Origin of the sequence: Paraburkholderia nodosa DSM 21604, from assembly GCF_000519185.1 — a bacterium.
GTDB lineage: Bacteria > Pseudomonadota > Gammaproteobacteria > Burkholderiales > Burkholderiaceae > Paraburkholderia > Paraburkholderia nodosa.
On sequence record NZ_JAFA01000019.1, the window covers coordinates 1 to 17,914 of the forward strand.

Sequence of the window (17,914 nt, forward strand, 5' to 3'; positions counted from 1 at the left end):
TGCACTGGTACAACTTCGAGCATCGCCACAGCGGCATTCGCTACGTCACACCCGCGCAGCGTCATGCCGGTGAGGATCTGGCAATCCTGCAAGCGCGTCATCAGACATACCTCCAGGCGCGTGAACGCAATCCGGCACGTTGGTCAGGTCACACACGAGACTGGTCGCCGATCGTCACCGTCACACTCAATCCCGAGCGCGAAGCTGTCATTCGCGACCACCTTCGGGATAAAACGCAATTGGTTGCATGAATCAGGCGACAACCACCTTGACTCGCTCCGGTCCGACGGGGTCGTACTCGGTGTGAAGGTCGTCGGTCCGGATCGAGCGCACGACGACCTCGCCAGTATGAACGCCCACGCGAACCTGCAGAGGAATGCCTTTCTCCAGGCGAATGCGGTCGCTATGTCTGCGCATTGCCTGTTGCATCCGCAACGCCGCGAAAAGCGCGCGTTGCGGATGGTCTTCGTGGGCGATGGGGGCGCCGAACAGCGCTAGGATACCGTCACCAAGCGACTTCGCGACGTAGCCCTCGTAATAGTGGACGGCTTCCATCATCAGCGCGACGACGGGCTCAATCAACTGCTGGGCTGCTTCCGGGTCGAGATCGTGAATCAAGGCTGTAGAACCGGCCATATCCGCGAACAGCGCAGTAATGGTCTTTCGTTCGCCCGCGGTCTCGCCTCTTGCTGCCATCGCGACATGCTCGGCGCGGATGCGCTCGGCAAGATGGTGCGGCGTGTAATGGACTGGCGCTGGCGCCAGATCAGGAGCGGTTTGCGACGGCACTGGCAAATTAGCGAGCGGTGCCCCACACTCGCTGCAGAATCGGGCAGTGGCAGCGGCTTGACATCCGCAGCGCTCACACGAGCGCTTCAGGATGGTCCCGCATGCTCCGCAGAAGCTAGCCCCGGTGAGATTCTCAAATCCGCAGGTTGTGCAGCGCATACAGCCTCGTCGCGGCCAGGAAGCAACATGGTCTCATTATGCGCTGCATGCACGGATGCAGCAGCCCCGGCATCCACCTGGCATCGAGCGCTAAATATTGCTCGAAACGTCGCTCATACCCATTCTCCCGAGGAGAAGAAGCGTCATTACGCCGGTGCGGAAAGTGAGATCGCCAGCTGCAGCTGCAGTTACGCCGGCGCATGCCCATCGAGATCATCGAAATCGACGCCAAACCGCCCGGCGAAGGCTATGTGCTGGCGAACATCACGCACACGCGCTTGCCATACCTATGCCATCACCCCTTTGGGGAGCGCCCCCGAAACAGTCGATGATAGAAGCTCAGCATCGTGAGTCAATGAACGGCAGTGAGTTGTTCCGTTCATTGAAAATACGCTAGTCCCGTTTGTAAATTTGCTTAATCACGGGTTACGATGCCACCCTAACGTTGATCAATCGTCGTCAACGGACCGAAATGCGCGCCAAAAGCCGTCACGTCGTCTCCGGGCTAGCAGGCAAAGGTAAACGCATACCCTGCATCACTATTCGCTAACTGTACGGATTTCCGGCGGTCATATAGAGACTCGCCGTTCAGCGCCGCCCGCTGGCCTGTTAGCAGGCCTCGCACACATCGATCGCAAGCAGAATCGCCAATGGATCCGCTTTCGGATGTTCTTTCTTTACTGAAGCCGTGCAGCCAACTGTTTGCCGCGTTCGACTCCGCGGGAGCTTGGTCGTTTTCGTTCCCACCTTACACCGGCATCAAGTTTGCGGCGGTCCTTCAAGGCGGGTGCTGGGGAATCGTCACCGGGACAGATCGCCCCATCCGCCTTGAAGAAGGCGACTGCTTTCTCCTGAACAGCGGCTGTGAGATCGTTCTCTCGTCCGATTTATCACTGCCTGCGCAAGATTCGTCGATCATCATGAACTCCATCGATCGTGACGGCATTGCTGTTCACAACGGCGGCGGCGATGTCCTCCTGATTGGCGGTTTCTTTACGTTTTCCAGCGAGCACGCGGCCCTGCTGCTCAGCGCGTTGCCGCCGTTCGCGAAACCACCTCGCTCGTCGAATCAGGCGGCCGTGTTGCGCTGGTCGCTCGATCAGTTGAAGTCGGAACTGCGCGAAGGAATGCCCGGCGGCGTCCTCGTGGCGAATCATCTGCTGCATCTGATGCTTGTGCAGATGCTGCGTCTGCATACGACTACGGTAACATCCGCTGATTCGCCCGCGGGTTGGCTCAGGGGTCTGTCCGACCGCCGGATCCAGGCCGCGATCAGCGCGATGCATGCGGAGCCAGCCCGCCACTGGAGACTGGAGGAACTCGCGCGTATCGCAGGGCTGTCACGAACAATCTTTGCGCAGCGTTTCAAGCGACTAGTAGGAGAAACGACGATGAGCTATCTGATGCATTGGCGCATGCTGCTCGCCACGAATCGCCTCCGACACCACGACGAAAGCATCACGTCAATCGCATTCGCGCTCGGCTACGAATCCGAAAGCGCGTTCTGCACCGCATTCAAGCGGGCGATGGCCTGTTCGCCGACTCAATATCGGCGTCGCTCCTCCCTGTCTTGACCACTTTCCACACGCATTGCGCCCCTTGCGGTGTCAATCAGGTATTGCATCGAGCGGCCTCGGAAATCCGTACGCTTCATAAACATAACCGAACTCGATCGAAATACTGCTCCCCGACCGCGAACTAACATTCAAATGCGTCCAGTGTCCTCACGGATCCAAGACTGGATGTGAAGCGATCGACATACATAAAACGAAACCTGCGCAATCGCAAGGCGAACACAGGTAGGAGGAGCGCAATGGACTTTGCTGTATCCACGAATACCGGCCGGCTTCCAGATGAATTTAAGGATATCGAATCATTCTTTGATCGTTGGGGTGCACCGACTTCGCACGAGCGGTGGATCAACCGCGCCGCGGCCCCATATCCTGAAATCGTGAAGTTTTACGAAGCGATGTTAGCGCGCGCTGAAGAAGCAACCATCTATCTTGAACAGTTCCCGGCCGACGACATGCCCGAACCGGCACAGAATCTGTTCCGGCTTCTGCTCTCGATGTGCCACGCCGCGATCGCGGTGGAAGTGCACGGGGCGCAGGGTATCCGCCACGCACCGCCGGTCCATGCGCTGAAGATCGTGACCGGTTTCCACCCCCATGGGTGAGCGTAGCGACTTCGATCCCGATTGCTTTCCAGTTCTATCCATCCGCAGGAGCCGACATGAATCACCCTTCCGAACTCCCCTCCGACTTGACCGAATCCGCTGGCCTGAACACCGAAGCGATGCCCGTTTCGCTCTATACCGATCCGGCGCAGTATGAAATTGAGCGCGAGCGTATTTTCCGCCGCGCATGGTTGAAGGTCGGCCGTGTCGAGCAGATCCCGAATCGCGGCGATTTCTTCGTCAAGGATATCGCAGTACTGAAGGCATCCGTCATCATCGTGCATTCGGAAGACGGCCAGATCCGCGCCTTCCACAACGTCTGCGCGCACCGAGCAAACATTGTCGAGCACCGCTCAGGCGGTAACGCGAAGCGCTTCGTATGCCGTTATCACAGCTGGGGCTACAACAATTCGGGCGAGCTCGCACACGTGCCCGACCAACCTGGATTCTTCCACCTGAACAAGAAGAAGTGCGGACTGACGCCAGTCTCACTCGATGTCTGGGAAGGTTGGATCTTTGTCAATCTGGCACCGACACCGGAAGTCAGCCTGAAGGAGTTTCTGGGGCCTATCGGTGATGCGCTTGCGGGCATCGCCTATCCGGGTGCAGAGCATGCGCTCGTGCTACGCGGCGAGTTCAAGGCGAACTGGAAACTCGTCGCTGAAAACTTCAGCGAGGCGTATCACATCTCGTCGATTCACCCGAAGACGCTTGGACCGATCTACGCCGGCCCGCTCAATCCGTTCAGCAGGCCGATCAGCGCGAACGTCCATGGCGCGCATCGCACAATGTCGACGTGGCTCAATCCAGCGGCCACGCCGTTCGCCAACGCGAAAGTCGCGCAGTGGCTGTTCAGTGCCGATCACTCGGTCACTGGCACGCGCAAGGAAGGGCAGACCAATCCGCTCGTCGAACACAAAGCGATCAATCCAACAAAAAGTGACCTTTGGGCCAGCGACGTCAACTGGTTCTTCCCGAACTGGCACATGCAGATCTCGGCGAACCAGTTCTGGACACACGAATTCTGGCCGACTTCGGCGACGTCCACGATCTGGGAATCGCGCTTCTACTTCAAGAAAGCGGAGACTGTGCGCGAGCGCCTGCAGCGCGAACACTTCACGTCGCACATCACCGACACGATGCTCGAAGACCTCGGCAACATCGAGAGCATGCAGCGCGGGATGGAATCGGGCGCGAAATCCTTCGTCCACTTCAACGAGAGCGAGATCCTGTGCCGTCACGGACTTGAGCAGGTCGTCAAATGGTCGGCCGCGACGAGCGCAAGGGACGCGCTGGCCTGACTAAGCGTTGATCGGCGAGATCGAGGGGCGCCGACGAGCGAGCTCGCGGTTGGGGCAACCCCCTATGGCGGGTTGCCGATTAAATGCATAAATTATTTAACTAACGTTAGGTATTTTATGCGGAACGGTGTGGTCTGCACGCATTGCGCCGTCCGCCATGTCGTCCACCCTAACCCGACGCCCGATCAAGACAGTTACGGAAGCAAATTTATGCCACTCAGTCTAAGCCTGATCCGCGACGAGCTGAAACTTCAGCCCGGACGCCTATTCATCGACGGAAAATGGCACGACTGGGAAGGCGACCGGTTCGATCAGATTCACCCCTCCACAAACGAGGTGATGGCGAGCTTCGCGCAAGCCGGCGTGCGCGGCGCCAATCAGGCGGTCGCGGCCGCCCGACGCGCGTTCGACGAAGGTCCGTGGCCGAAGATGCGCGCGCACGACCGCAAGCGAATGCTGCAGCCGATCGTCGAGCGCATCTACGCGGCCGAGAAGGAGGTCGCACAGCTCCAGACGCTAGACAACGGCATTCCGTTCACCTTTAGTCGTAACTCCCGCGTCTCGCCCAAGGCGGCCGCTGATATCTTCGACCACTTCCTCGGCTGGATCGACAAGATCAACGGCGAGACCTATCCGCAGTTCTCCAGCGCGTCGAACATGCAGTACATGACGTTCCGGGAGCCGGCCGGCGTCGTGGCCGCAATCCTGCCCTACAACGGGCCGGTAATGACGTTCGCGATGAAGGTCGCGCCCGCGCTCGCGTGCGGCTGCACGGTGGTCGTCAAGCCGTCCGAATTCACGAACCTCGCGGCGCTGAAGCTGGCGGACATCATCGCGCAGAGCGATCTGCCGCCGGGCGTGTTCAACATCGTCACGGGCGGCGCGGAGACAGGCATGGCGCTGTCATCACATCCAGGAGTCGACAAGGTCACGTTCACCGGCAGCCCGACCGTCGGCGAGCAAATCACGATTGCCAGTGTGTCCAACATGAAGCGGCTGTCGCTCGAACTCGGCGGCAAGAGCGCCGCGCTCGTGTTTCCCGACACCGAGAGCGTCGCTGCCAACGCGACCACGCTGATGGGCCTGTGTTCGACGTTTCTGTCCGGACAGGTTTGCTCGACACCGACGCGTGCGGTCGTGCACAAGTCGATCATGGACGAGTTCCTGCACCACGCCGCAGAGCAGGTGAAGCAGGTGCGCTTTGGCGATCCTTTCGATCCCGCCACCACGTCCGCCCCGATCATCTCGAAGCGTCAGAAGGAGCGAATTCTTGGCTACATCGACATTGGCAGGAAGGAAGGCGCCGAGCTGAAGTTCGGTGGGGGCGCGCCCGGCGGCGAACTCGCCAATGGAAACTGGATCGAGCCGGCACTGTTCGCGAACGTGCGCAACGACATGACGATCGCGCGTGAGGAGATCTTCGGGCCAGTGCTCTCGGTGATTCCGTTCGAGACGGAAGAAGAGGCAATCAGGATAGCGAATGACAGCGCGTTTGGGCTGGCCGGCTGCGTCTACACGTCCAACGTCAAGCGTGCGTTCCGCGTCGCGCGCGCGATACGTAGCGGGTCGATCGGCGTGAACGGCTACGCGAGCGTACCGAACGCACCGATGGGTGGCGTAAAGCGCTCCGGTGTCGGTCGCGAAGGAGGCTGGGCGACGATCGAAGCGTTTACCGAGCTCAAGACCGTCAACTTCAACCTTGATGGCTGAGGCAAGCATGTCCCAGGAACAAGAAATATGACTGAAACATTCGACTACGTGATTGTGGGCGCGGGCAGCGCCGGCTGCGTGCTGGCCATGCGGCTGTCCGAGGCCGGTCATTCCGTCTGCGTGCTGGAAGCTGGCCCGAAAGACAGCAGCCCGTATATCCACATACCGGCCGGATACATCAAGAATTTGTTCAACCCGAAGCTGATCTGGGATTTCAAGAGCGAGCCCAATGCCGCCACCGGCAACCGCGCACTCAGCCTCACGCAGGGCCGCGTGCTTGGCGGCTCCGGCTCGATCAACGGCATGGTCTACAACCGCGGCCAGCACGCCGATTTCGACGGCTGGGCGGCGCGCGGCAATCCGGGCTGGTGCTACCAGGATGTGCTGCCATACTTCAAGAAGGCGGAAACGCGCATCGGCGAGGGCGACGACCACTATCGCGGCCGCACTGGCCCGTTGCCGGTCACCGACCCGGTGCAGTCGAGCCCGCTGTGCGACATCTTCGTCAAGGCGGTGAAGAGCCTCGGCTACCCCCACGTGAGGGATCACAATGCCGAGGCTCAGGACGGCGTCGGCCCGTGGCAGTTCACGATCGATTCGCGCGGCCACACCATGCGCCGCATGAGCGCCGCACAGGCGTATCTGCGCCCGGCGATCAAGACTGGCCGCGTCGACGTTCGCCCGGACAGCCCGGCCACGCGCGTGCTGCTGGAGAACCGGCGCGCGCTCGGCGTGCGCTATCGCGCGGGAGGCACGAGCGGCACCGGCTCGCCGGAGCGCGAGGTGCGTGCGCGTCGCGAGGTGATCGTCTCGGCCGGCGCGCTGAACACGCCGCGCCTGCTGCAGATTTCCGGCATCGGTTCCGCCGATCATCTGCGCTCCATCGGCGTGAGCGTCGAAGTGAATCTGCCGGGCGTGGGCGCGAACTTGTGCGATCACTACAACCTGCGTGTCGCCGCAAAGGTCAGAAACATTTCGACGATCAACGAGCGCGGCCGCGGCCTGCCGCTCGCGTGGGAGATCGCGAAATACTTCACGGGCCGGCCGAGCATCCTCAGCATGGGGCCGGTACCCATGCGCTTTTTCTTCCGCTCGGCCCCTTCGCTGCCGACGCCGGATCTCCAGGTATCGTTTACGCCCGGCAGCTATCGCGAAGGCTTGCCCGGCCTCCTCGACCACTATCCCGGCATGACGCTTGGCGGCCACAAGCAGCGCCCGGAAAGCCGCGGATACGTGAAGGCGCTTTCGACGAACATCGACATCGCCCCGCTGATCCAGCCGAACTACCTGGCGGCGCAGTCGGATCAAGATGCGATGGTCGCGGTCGTGAAGATGGCGCGCGCAGTGCTGCAAGCACGCCCATTCGCCCCGTACTATGTCGATGAGATATTCCCCGGAAACGATATCCGCACGGACCAGGAGATTCTCGACTTTGCGCGCGAGCGAGGCGGCACCGTGTATCACCACAACGGCACCGCGCGGATGGGCCCGGACAGGGACCCGTACGCGGTCGTCGACGCGCGCTTGCGCGTGCGCGGCGTCGAAGGATTGCGGGTCGCCGATGCTTCCGTCATGCCCGCGCCGATTTCCGGCGCGACCAACGCGTCGGTAATCATGATCGGCGAGAAGGCAGCCGATCTGATCTTGAAGGACGCCGCGCAGCCGTTGCGCCGAGGTACCGAGCACCCGTCGAACGAAAACGGCACGACAGGCGCATGGGAGATGACCACGCTCTCACACGCACTCTGACGCGCGCTCGAACGCCATTCAACTCATAGCGGCAGCGCCGTCGCGCACGGGAAACCAGCCTGGCGTCGTCCTGATCACGCTCCAGAGCTTGTCGGGAATCTGAAGCTCGGCGGGTTGCCTGGCAGTATCCAGCGCAATATCGATATGCGCAGCGCGCCCAGAGCGGCTGAGTTCGACCCAGTTCGGCATCGTAGCCAGACCGCGCCCCACCGCCACAAGCGGCAGCCCCAGCGCCCTCGCCCTGCGGGCCTGCTCCGGCGTGCGGATCTCACCGGCCGCGATCAGCGGCACGCGATGCCCGACGCGTTCGACGATCTGCTCGATGGTGGTCTTCTCGCCCGCATAGTCCTGCGGCTTGTTCTCGAGCAGCTTGTAGAGCGAAACGTGCAGGTAATCGATACCACTCTCGATCAGGCGGTCAATGAGCGCGCAGGCGTCACCAATGCGCAGCGCACCTTCATCCGGCTCTTCCGGGGAAATGCGGTAGCCCACGAGGAAGGGACGATCGGCATGATCGGCAACGACACGCTTGACCTCCTGCACCACGGCCAGCGGAAAGCGCATCCGGTTTTCCAGTGAACCGCCCCATTCGTCGGTCCGCTGGTTATACCGCGGCGAGAGGAAGTTCTGGATCAGGAACCCGTGCGCACCGTGCAGCTCAACGCCGTCGAAGCCGGCCACAATCGCACGCCGCGTGGCTTCGCCGAAAGCGCGGATCACGCCGGCGATTTCGTCATGGCTGAGCGCGCGGCTACTGATCCGGCCGTCATTGAATGGCCCGGGCGCCGCCGTAGTCGCACTGGCGCTCACCAGCTCGCCGCCGGGAATCAGGCCGTGCGCGGCCTTGTTCCCGGCATGAAAAATCTGCAGCACGGCAGGTGCGCCGCCGCTTTGGGTGGCCTGCGCGAGCCTGCTCAATCCAGGAATGAAACGGTCGTCATACGCTGCGAACTCATGCATGAAACCAACGCCGTTCTCCATCACATGTGTGCAGCCGGTCAGCACGAGACCAACGCCGCCGGCCCGGGCGCGGTACCAGGCGAGTTCCTGGTCGGAGACAGTCTCGTCCGCATTGGATGACCATGTCGTCATGGGTGCCATCACGACACGATTGCGCAGCGTAACGCCGTTGGAAAAAGAGAACGGCTCGAACAGGACATCTGTAGTTTGGGACATTTGCACGACTTACATGAAATAAGGCTTTTCGCCGTCGGTATTCGGCTTGTTCACGCCAAGGCTCTCGCCGCGATGCAACTGCGGCGACTCGACGATCTTTGCGATCAGGTCGGCCACGCTCCTGCGCGAGACCACGGTACCTTTGAAGAGCTCGTGGCGTCCCGTCAGTTCGTAGTCGACCTCGTCCTCGTCGGTCAGCCAGGCTGGGCGCACAATGGTGTAGTCGAGGCCAGAGTCCTCAATCACCTCCGCTGCACGCGCAAAGGGCTTGAGATCTTCGCCGATGGTGGCGTTGTTCCACTCGCCAAACTTGCCCGGCACTTCGTCGTAAATACCCAGCGAGAGCACGAAAACCAGGCGTTTGACGCCAGCCGCCCGCATGGCCGCGACGACACTGCGGGCCTGCACGTCGATGTCGTCACCCGTCAGGTTCGCGTAGACGATGTCCTGGTCCGACATGGCTTGCTCGAGGAGCTTCCTGTCGAGCGCGCTGCCAATGACGAGCTTCGAGTTGGCGGGCTCCATGCCGGAGAGCTTCTTCGGGTTGCGTAGAAACAGCGTCATCGCGGTGTCGCTGCGCTGCGCGAGCACTTGACTCACCCACCGCGCGATCTGCCCGCTGGCGCCGAGTATCAGGACATTCTTCATGATTTATTCAAGTATCCGATCTAATTGATTGAGAGATCAGGCCTGCCGACGCCGACACCGCGTCGGCAGGCTCCTGATCGATTACAGATTCTCCCTGAAGAACGGCACCACCTTCGCCAGCGCCAGCGCCACGGGTTCCGGCTTGTCATACAGGTCGTAGTGCGACCAGCCTTCGGCCACCACGATGTGCTTGTCCTTCGACGCCGCACGGCCGTAAATCTCCCAGCCGTCGCGGTACGCACCGAAGGCGCCGGGCTTGTCGCCGATAACGACCATCAGCGGCTGCGTGAGCAGCACTTCGGCGTGCAGGAAGGCATCCCAGCCCATTGCGGCGCTGTTGAACGAGAACAGCCCGCTGGTGGCCCCATGGGGTTTCTGGCCGCGAGGCGACTTGTAGTAGTCCGTGGCCTCCAGCACGTCAATATCCGTCATGCCGCTTTTCCTGCCCTCCTCCACGGAGCCCGGCAGATAGTTGATAACGTTGCGCTGCGCGCCCTGCGCCTCCGCGGTGCGCTGCTTGGCCATCGCTTCCAGCGCGCTTACGGGATCGAAGTTGCTGAAGCCTTCGCGAATCAGCCGGCCGAAGTTGACGCCCGTGATCGACGTCACGGCCTTGATGCGATGGTCGGTCATCGCCGCGTGAATCGTGTAGGCTCCGCCGCCGCACACGCCGATCGCGCCGATGCGGTTTTCGTCGACGTAGGGCAGCGTCACCAGGTAGTCGATGGCGAAACGGATATCGGAAACGCGGATCGCCGGATCTTCGATGAAGCGCGGCTCCCCGCCGCTGGCGCCCTGGAAGCTCGCGTCGAACGCAACGACGACGAATCCTTCCTTCGCGAGTGCTGCACCGTAGACATTCCCGGAAGTCTGCTCCTTGCAACTGCCGATCGGGTGCGTGCTTACGATCGCTGGATATTTTTTCGTCTCGTCGAAGTTCGGCGGCAAATATATGTCGGCAGCCGAATCCCAACCGAGGTTTTTGTACGTGACGGTTCTGACGTTGCTCGTGCTCATGAAAGATTCCTTCTCCGTTGATCCAGGCCCGGCACAGGCCGGACCTCCAAGGTTCGAACGCTGCGGCCCGGCTGGCTTACTTCAGCGTACGCTGGAAGAACGGCGCAAGCACCGAAACCGCCTCATCAACGTATTGGGGAACGTCGTACAGCGACATATGATTCGCCCCCTCGACGATGTGGAAATGCTTGTCCTTGCTGGCTGCCCGGGCGAACAGATCGTCGCTCATCCACTTGCTGCCTGCAACGCTGCCCGCCACGATTTGCAGGGGCTGGGTCAGGAACGCTTCGGCCTTGTTATAGGCGTCGTAGGTGATGATCTGGTTGAGGCTGCGCGCAGTCATGTAGCCGGGCGCGTTCGGATGCTCGCAGCGCGGCGTATGGTAGTACTCCCACGCCTCTTCCAGTTCCTTGTTCGGAGCATCTTCCCGGCGCATGGGCGCGAGCGGCAGCGTGGCGAGCTGCGCCTTCGAAGCGTCGCTGGTGCGCGCCAGCGAGCCGGCGGCGACGAAGGGAATGGCATCCGCGTCCTTGACCGTGTTTTCCCAGCCATTGCGGAACATCTGACCAATATTCACGGCGCTCACGGTGCCCACTGCCTTGATGCGGCGGTCGTCGATGGCGGCGTTGGCCGTGTAGCCGCCGCCCGCGCAGATGCCCATTGCACCAATGTTCTCCTGATCGACATAAGGCAGCGTGGTCAGGTAGTCAATCACAGCACTGATGTCCTCAGTGCGGACATACGGGTTCTCGAGCTGACGCGGCTCGCCCGTGCTCTCGCCCTGATACGACGCATCAAACGCAATGGCGATCAGGCCGTTTTCCGCCAGCTTCTTCGCGTACAGCCCGGCTGTCTGCTCTTTCACGCCACCGCCCGGGTGCGCCACGACGACGGCGGGGTAGCGCTTGCTCTCGTCGAAGCCTGCCGGAAAGTTGATCACCGCGGCCATCGTGACACCCTGGCCATTGAGGTTCTTGAAGTTCAGTTTTTGCATGGTGCGTTGCTCCTGTCGTGAGAGGAAATGTGTTCTACCGATGGCTCCATGGTAGGCGTTGCATTGCTTCGGAAAAATAGGCTTATAAAGACATCAGCGTTAAGCTAGACTTGACAATATGCCGATCGAACCCTCACTCCTGCCCGCTCTTGCGTGGTTCGCGCACATCGCACGACACCGTAGCTTCACCAAAGCCGCCGCCGAAATGGAGGTGTCGCGCGCTGCCCTTTCGCAACAGCTCAAAGCGCTGGAACAGCAGCTCAACGTGCGACTGTTGCATCGCACGACGCGCGATATGTCGCTGACTGAAGAAGGGCAGCGTCTCTTCGATGCGCTGCAACCGGCGCTCGCCTCGATCGAACGAGCCGTGGTCGAACTCGGCGAAACCCATGCCGAGCCTGCCGGCCTCATCAGGGTGAATACCTCGCGGGTGGCGGCCCGGCTGCTGCTGGAGCCGGGTATGGGCGAATTTCTGGCCCGCTTTCCGAAGCTGCGGCTGGAACTGGTGATGAACGACGGATTCTCGAATATCGTGGCCGAGGGGCTGGACGCCGGCATTCGCCTCGGCGAAAGTCTCGACGAGCATATGGTGGCGGTGCCCGTAACGCCCATGCTGGAAATGGCCATCGTCGGTTCTCCTGCCTATTTTGCACGTCACGGCGTGCCGCAAGCGCCTGCCGATCTCATGCGGCACAACTGTCTTGCCTACCGCTTTACCTCCAGCGCAACGATCGATCGCTGGTCCTTCACGTCGCCCGAAACGCAGGGCCATACCGTCGTCTTCGAACCACAGGGCAACGCCGTCTTCAACGACGACGACAGCATGCTGCGTGCGGCGCTGCAGGGCGTCGGCCTTGTGCAGCACATCGACCTGTGTGTGCGGCATCATCTCGCGAGTGGCACGCTGGTGCGCGTGCTCAAGCCCTGGTGCAAGCCATTTCCCGGCTTCTACCTCTACGTGCCTTCACGTGCGCAAATGCCCGCGAAAATCCGCGCGCTGATGGATTTCCTGATCGCGCAGCGCGAGCAGTTCGAACGCGAGCGCGAGACGTCTGGCAAAGGGCCCGCGCAAGGTCGTACAACCTCCCGCCGACGAGCACGCCGCTGAGGCGCGAGGCTGGCGCAGTTCACCTGTCGACGGTCCGAAACCATAAGCGACGAGCAACAAGATACGCCAATGCGCGGTGCGTTCAAACGATATTTTCAGCGTACGGCCCGCGCAGTTTGAGGCTGCGACCCTGCACGTCCACGCCTATTCCGTCGAAAGCCTGTTCAAGCGTGCCAGAGTACGGAACGCCCACATCGGACACATTGCGCTAGCCGATATCGAGCGGTTGAATGCATGCTGCCATCGTTCAAATCAGCTTTGGGATCACGCATGCAATACGAAGACTTTCAGTTCATCCGGTTTGATCCGCAGTCCGACGGCGTCATGCTCGTCACGCTAAACCGTCCTGATGTCATGAATGCTACGAACAATAGAATGCATTGGGAGCTGACAAAGGTCTGGGGCGTGGTCAACGACGATCCCAGGGTCAAGGCTATAGTGATCACGGGCGCGGGAGATCGCGCATTCTCCGCAGGCGGCGACCTGTCCGTCGTGGAAGAAATGTCGAATAGCCAGGAAGCCACGCTGCGCGTGATGAAAGAAGCGTCCGACATTGTCTACAACATCCTCGCCTGCGAAAAACCCATCATCTCCGCTATCAACGGTACAGCCGTGGGCGCGGGCCTCGCTGTGGCGCTTCTGGCCGACGTTAGCGTGATGGCGGAAGAAACACGCCTGACCGACGGACATACGCGCCTCGGCGTCTCCGCAGGCGACCACGCCGCCATCGTATGGCCGCTGCTTTGCGGCATGACCAAGGCGAAGTACTACCTGATGACGGCCGATTTCGTCGACGGCAAGGAAGCGGAACGCATTGGCCTCGTGACCTTTTGCGCGCCGCGGGCAGAGGTCCTGGCAAAGTCGCTCGCGATAGCGGCCAACCTCGCGCGCGGCAGCCAGACCGCCATCCGCGCGACCAAGAAGTCGCTTAACAACTGGATGCGCGTGGCCGGGCCGGTCTTCGACAACTCGCTCGCCATGGAGATGCTGTGTTTCCTCGGCGCGGACGTCAAGGAGGGGTTGGCCGCGCTGCGCGAAAAGCGTCAGGCGGATTTTCCGTCGGCACGGCTGCCGGAGTAGAGCGCATCCAGACGGCTCGCATGACACCACGACACACCTCCCCTTTACCTAACTAATAATAGTTAATCATGAGACAACTCACCCTGCTCCTCGATGGCATGACGCATACCGAAGGCGCGCGCTGGCACGAAGGACGTTTCTGGTTCAGCGATTTGTACTCCGAACGTGTGTGCTCGATACGGGAAGACGGCACCGACCTGCGCACGGAAATGGAGGTCCCGCAGTGCCCCTCCGGCATTGGCTGGCTACCCGATGGGCGCCTGCTTGCCGTTTCCATGCACGATCGCAAGCTGCTGCGCCGCGAGTACGACGGTTCCGTGGTGACCCATGCCAATCTGTTCCCGCACCTCGAATTCGAACCCAACGACATGGCTGTGGATGCACAGGGCCGCGCGTGGGTGGGCAACCTCGGCTTCGACGTCATGAAGCTGGCACCGCGCCGTCCGGGCCGCCTCGCGCGCGTCGACCCCGATGGATCGGTCGCAATGGTCAGCGAGCCGCTGCATTTTCCCAACGGCTCGACCGTCATAGAAAACCGCACGCTTGTGGTGGCCGAATCGTTCGGCAATCGTCTCTCCGCATTCGACATCCAGCCCGACGGTTCGCTTTCGGCGCGCCGGGACTGGGCACGCTTCGGCGCGGTGCCCCAGAACGACAACGTCATTGAGTCCATGGCCGAAATCGCGGTGGCGGCAGACGGCATCTCGCAGGTCGATGCCGAGGGCGCCATCTGGGTCGCGGACTTCACGAAGGCGCGCGTGCTGCGCGTCGCCCCTGGCGGCAGCATTCTGGAAGAGATCCAGACGGGCGACCGCAACTGCTATGCGTGTGCGCTGGGCGGCGCGGACGGACGCACGCTGTTCCTGTGCGTCACGCCCGCCGATTTCAATCCAGACGTGCGCCGCGCCAACCCGCTAAGCGCCGTGCTGTCCACCCGGGTCGACGTCGCGCTCGCCTGAGCGCCATGTCGTTTCATAAGGAGATTCCATGACCACTTCATCCAACACCGCACAAGCCGCGCGCGAGCAGGCGCTCGCCTGGATCAGGCAGGGCGGCAAGCGCCTCCTCATTGGCGGGCAGTGGGTCGACGCGGCGTCGGGCAAGACATTCGAGGTCGTCAATCCAGCCACCGAGGAACTGCTCTGTCACGTGGCCGAAGCCGACAGCGCCGATGTCGACGCCGCCGTGATCGCGGCGCGCAAGGCCTTCGAGGCGTCTTCGTGGGCCGCCCTGTCGCCGCACGCGCGCACGCGCGCGCTGCTGAAGATCGCCGACAAGATCGAGCAGCACATCGACGAGCTGGCCGCCATCGAATCGCTCGACAACGGCATGCCGCTGTGGTTCGCCCAGGGGGCGGTGACGGCCACGGTCGATATCTTCCGCTACTACGCGGGCTGGTGCTCCAAGGTGCTGGGCACCACCATCCCCTCGGACGGTAGCACGCTGATCTATACGCTGCGCGAGCCGCTGGGCGTGTGCGGCCAGATCATTCCCTGGAACGTGCCGATCCTGATGGCCTCCATCAAGTTCGCCAACGCGCTGTGCTGCGGCAACACGGTCATCCTCAAGCCCGCCGAGCTGGCCTGCCTCACGTCGCTGCGCCTCGCCGAACTGATCCAGGAAACCGACCTGCCGGCGGGCGTCATCAACGTGCTGCCGGGCTTCGGTGCCACGGCGGGCGCGGCGCTGGCCCAGCACCTGGGCGTGGACAAGATCGCCTTCACGGGCTCCACGGCCATCGGCAAGCAGATCGTGCGCGACGCCACCTCCAACCTCAAGAAGGTGACGCTGGAACTCGGCGGCAAAGCCCCCAACGTGGTGTTCGCCGACGCCGATATCGAAAAGGCCGTGCAGGCCGCCGTCAAGACCTTCTGCGGCAACTCGGGCCAGGTGTGCTCGGCCGGCACGCGCCTGTTCGTGCAGGAGAGCATCCACGATCAGGTCTCCGAACGAGTGGCTCAACTAGCGGCCACCTGGAAAGCGGGCGACCCGTTCGCGGCCGACACGAAGCTGGGCCCGCTGATCTCGGCGAAACAGCGCGAGCGCGTCTGGTCTTATATCGGCGCCGGGCAGGAAGGCGGCGCGGCGCTGCGCCTGGGCGGTCAGACGTGGAGCGGCGTGGGCTACTTCGTTGAACCCACGGTGTTCGACAACGTGCGCAACGGCATGCGGATCGCGCAGGAAGAGATCTTCGGCCCTGTGCTCTCAATCATCCCGTTCAAGGACGAGGACGACGCCGTGCTGCAGGGCAACGACACCAGCTACGGCCTCTCGGCCGCGGTCTGGACGCGCGACGTCTCGCGCGCTCACAAGGTGGTGCGCGCGCTCAAAGCCGGGCGCCTGTGGATCAACACCTTCGGCGAGTCCGACCCGGCCATGTCCTTCGGTGGCTACAAGCAATCGGGCTGGGGCCGCGAATTCGGCCAGGAATCGATCGAGGCCTACACGCAGACCAAATCGATCATGGCCCGCCTGTAAAGCCGCCTTCCAGAACAACACATCAAGGAGACACGCCGTGGACATGAGCACACCGGCCTTCGTGCAAGGCACCAAAAAGCTGCTGATCGGCGGGCAATGGGTCGAACCTGCATCCGGCCAGCGCATCGAGGCCATCAACCCAGCCACCGGCGAGCTGCTCTGCCATATCGCCCAAGGCGATGCGCAGGACGTCGAGCGCGCTGTGGCAGCCGCGCGCCGCGCTTTCGAGGGGCCGTGGAGCCGCTTCACGGCGCACGGGCGGCGCAAGCTGCTGCTGCGCGTGCATGACACCATCCTCGACAACTTCGACGAACTCGCGCTGATCGAAACGCTTGACATGGGCGCGCCGCTCGCGCGCACGCGCGGCTACAAGGAATGGCTCTCGCAGCTCCTGCAGTTCTACGCGTCGCAGACGGGTGCTGGCTCGGTGGCGACGAGCCCGATGTCGATCGCACCGAACTTCACGGCACTCAAGCACCTGATGCCGGTGGGCGTGGTAGGCGGCATCATCCCCTGGAACGGCCCGCTGATGGGCTCATGGTGGATCTACGGCCCGGCGCTGGCCACCGGCTGCACAGCCGTGCTCAAGCCGGCCGAGGACGCGTCGCTGTCGTCGCTACGCGTGTCCGAGCTGATGATGGAAGCCGGCGTGCCCGATGGCGTGATCAACGTTGTCACCGGCTACGGCAAGGACGTGGGCCAGGCGCTGGCCGAGCACAGAGGCGTGGACCGCGTGGCCTTCACGGGCTCGGTGGGCACGGCGCAGGCCATCGTGCGCGCGTCGGCGGGTAACCTCAAGCGCCTGCAACTGGAGCTGGGCGGCAAGTCGCCCGACATCGTGTTCGCCGACGCCGATCTGGACCGCGCCGTGCCCGGTGCATCGATGGGCGTGTTCACCAACACGGGCCAGGTCTGCGTGGCCGGCACGCGTATCCTGGTGCAGCGCGCGATCCACGACGAGTTCGTGCAGCGCATGGCCGCGTTCGCGAAGACCATCAAGATCGGCGACGGCCGCGAGCCCGGCACGCAGATCGGCCCGCTGATCTCGCAGCGCCAGCTCGAACGCGTGATGCACTACATGGAGATCGGCGGCCAGGAAGCCGAGCTCGTGCATGGCGGCCAGCGCCTCTCCGGCAATCTGGCGCGAGGCTTCTTCGTCGAGCCCACGGTGTTCGCCAACGTGCGCAATGACATGACCATCGCCCAGGAGGAAATCTTCGGCCCGGTGGCTTCGGTGATCCCGTTCGACACCGTGGATGAAGCTCTGCAACTCGCCAACGACACGCCCTACGGCCTCGCAGGCGGGGTGTGGACGCGCAATCTCTCGACCGCGCACACGGTCTCGCAGGGCATCCGCTCAGGCACGGTCTGGGTCAACTGCTATGGCGTGATCGATCCCGCCGTGGGCTTCGGCGGCACGAAGATGAGCGGCTATGGCTGGAAAGGCGGCAAGGAGCACGTGGAGAGCTTCCTCTACCCCAAGGCCACTTATATCAACCTCGATTGACACGCGGCCCTGCCGGCGCCAG

At 62.4% G+C, this 17,914-nt stretch carries 14 protein-coding genes and 2 pseudogenes; 11 read left to right on the top strand and 5 right to left on the bottom strand.

Annotation, left to right across the window (positions count from 1 at the left end):
• Positions 1 to 251 (top strand): annotated as a pseudogene (locus A3CW_RS51190) (IS3-like element ISAzo10 family transposase); the annotation flags it as partial.
• Between the two features lie 31 nt (positions 252 to 282).
• Here the strand turns inward: A3CW_RS51190 and A3CW_RS51195 are convergent.
• Positions 283 to 948, bottom strand: a pseudogene (locus A3CW_RS51195) (adenylate/guanylate cyclase domain-containing protein); the annotation flags it as partial.
• Positions 949 to 1,598: 650 nt separating this feature from the next.
• On the opposite strand from A3CW_RS51195, the gene A3CW_RS0125175 reads away from it, so the two are divergent.
• From A3CW_RS0125175 to A3CW_RS47565, 5 genes are all read left to right on the top strand, one after another.
• The gene (locus A3CW_RS0125175) at positions 1,599 to 2,522 is read left to right on the top strand and encodes an AraC family transcriptional regulator (protein WP_028206031.1); all 924 of its coding nucleotides are present in this window, start codon (positions 1,599 to 1,601) and stop codon (positions 2,520 to 2,522) included.
• Positions 2,523 to 2,761: 239 nt separating this feature from the next.
• Positions 2,762 to 3,124: a hypothetical protein gene (locus A3CW_RS0125180; protein ID WP_028206032.1), complete on the top strand. Its 363-nt coding sequence runs from the start codon at positions 2,762 to 2,764 to the stop codon at positions 3,122 to 3,124.
• A 56-nt stretch (positions 3,125 to 3,180) separates the two neighbouring features.
• Positions 3,181 to 4,425 carry an aromatic ring-hydroxylating oxygenase subunit alpha gene (locus A3CW_RS0125185; RefSeq protein ID WP_051481704.1) on the top strand — a complete coding sequence of 415 codons (1,245 nt, stop codon included), beginning with the start codon at positions 3,181 to 3,183 and terminating at the stop codon, positions 4,423 to 4,425.
• 72 nt (positions 4,426 to 4,497) lie between these two features.
• Positions 4,498 to 6,135 carry an aldehyde dehydrogenase family protein gene (locus A3CW_RS0125190; RefSeq protein WP_245623738.1) on the top strand — a complete coding sequence of 546 codons (1,638 nt, stop codon included), beginning with the start codon at positions 4,498 to 4,500 and terminating at the stop codon, positions 6,133 to 6,135.
• Between the two features lie 27 nt (positions 6,136 to 6,162).
• The gene (locus A3CW_RS47565; protein WP_081771801.1) at positions 6,163 to 7,884 is read left to right on the top strand and encodes a GMC family oxidoreductase; all 1,722 of its coding nucleotides are present in this window, start codon (positions 6,163 to 6,165) and stop codon (positions 7,882 to 7,884) included.
• Between the two features lie 18 nt (positions 7,885 to 7,902).
• On the opposite strand, the gene A3CW_RS0125200 is transcribed toward A3CW_RS47565, so the two are convergent.
• From A3CW_RS0125200 to A3CW_RS0125215, 4 genes are all read right to left on the bottom strand, one after another.
• On the bottom strand, positions 7,903 to 9,060 hold the full coding sequence (locus A3CW_RS0125200; RefSeq protein WP_028206035.1) for an NADH-dependent flavin oxidoreductase: 1,158 nt from the start codon (positions 9,058 to 9,060) through the stop codon (positions 7,903 to 7,905).
• A 9-nt stretch (positions 9,061 to 9,069) separates the two neighbouring features.
• Positions 9,070 to 9,708, bottom strand: a complete 639-nt coding sequence (locus A3CW_RS0125205) for an SDR family oxidoreductase (RefSeq protein WP_028206036.1) — start codon at positions 9,706 to 9,708, stop codon at positions 9,070 to 9,072.
• 81 nt (positions 9,709 to 9,789) lie between these two features.
• Complete coding sequence (locus A3CW_RS0125210) at positions 9,790 to 10,725, bottom strand: alpha/beta hydrolase (protein ID WP_028206037.1); 936 nt, start codon at positions 10,723 to 10,725, stop codon at positions 9,790 to 9,792.
• A 76-nt stretch (positions 10,726 to 10,801) separates the two neighbouring features.
• Positions 10,802 to 11,797 (bottom strand): alpha/beta hydrolase, encoded by a 996-nt coding sequence (locus tag A3CW_RS0125215; protein WP_322787969.1) that lies wholly within the window; start codon positions 11,795 to 11,797, stop codon positions 10,802 to 10,804.
• A 127-nt stretch (positions 11,798 to 11,924) separates the two neighbouring features.
• Here A3CW_RS0125215 and A3CW_RS47570 point away from each other — a divergent pair, with 127 nt between their 5' ends.
• From A3CW_RS47570 to A3CW_RS0125240, 5 genes are all read left to right on the top strand, one after another.
• Positions 11,925 to 12,827 (top strand): LysR family transcriptional regulator, encoded by a 903-nt coding sequence (locus A3CW_RS47570; protein ID WP_245623743.1) that lies wholly within the window; start codon positions 11,925 to 11,927, stop codon positions 12,825 to 12,827.
• 270 nt (positions 12,828 to 13,097) lie between these two features.
• Positions 13,098 to 13,907: an enoyl-CoA hydratase/isomerase family protein gene (locus tag A3CW_RS0125225; protein WP_028206039.1), complete on the top strand. Its 810-nt coding sequence runs from the start codon at positions 13,098 to 13,100 to the stop codon at positions 13,905 to 13,907.
• A 68-nt stretch (positions 13,908 to 13,975) separates the two neighbouring features.
• Positions 13,976 to 14,866, top strand: coding sequence for an SMP-30/gluconolactonase/LRE family protein (locus A3CW_RS0125230; RefSeq protein ID WP_028206040.1), 891 nt, complete (start codon positions 13,976 to 13,978; stop codon positions 14,864 to 14,866).
• 28 nt (positions 14,867 to 14,894) lie between these two features.
• On the top strand, positions 14,895 to 16,385 hold the full coding sequence (locus tag A3CW_RS0125235) for an aldehyde dehydrogenase family protein (protein WP_028206041.1): 1,491 nt from the start codon (positions 14,895 to 14,897) through the stop codon (positions 16,383 to 16,385).
• Positions 16,386 to 16,428: 43 nt separating this feature from the next.
• Entirely contained in the window at positions 16,429 to 17,892 is a 1,464-nt protein-coding gene (locus A3CW_RS0125240) for an aldehyde dehydrogenase family protein (RefSeq protein ID WP_035513962.1), read from the top strand.
• Positions 17,893 to 17,914: the final 22 nt, after the last annotated feature.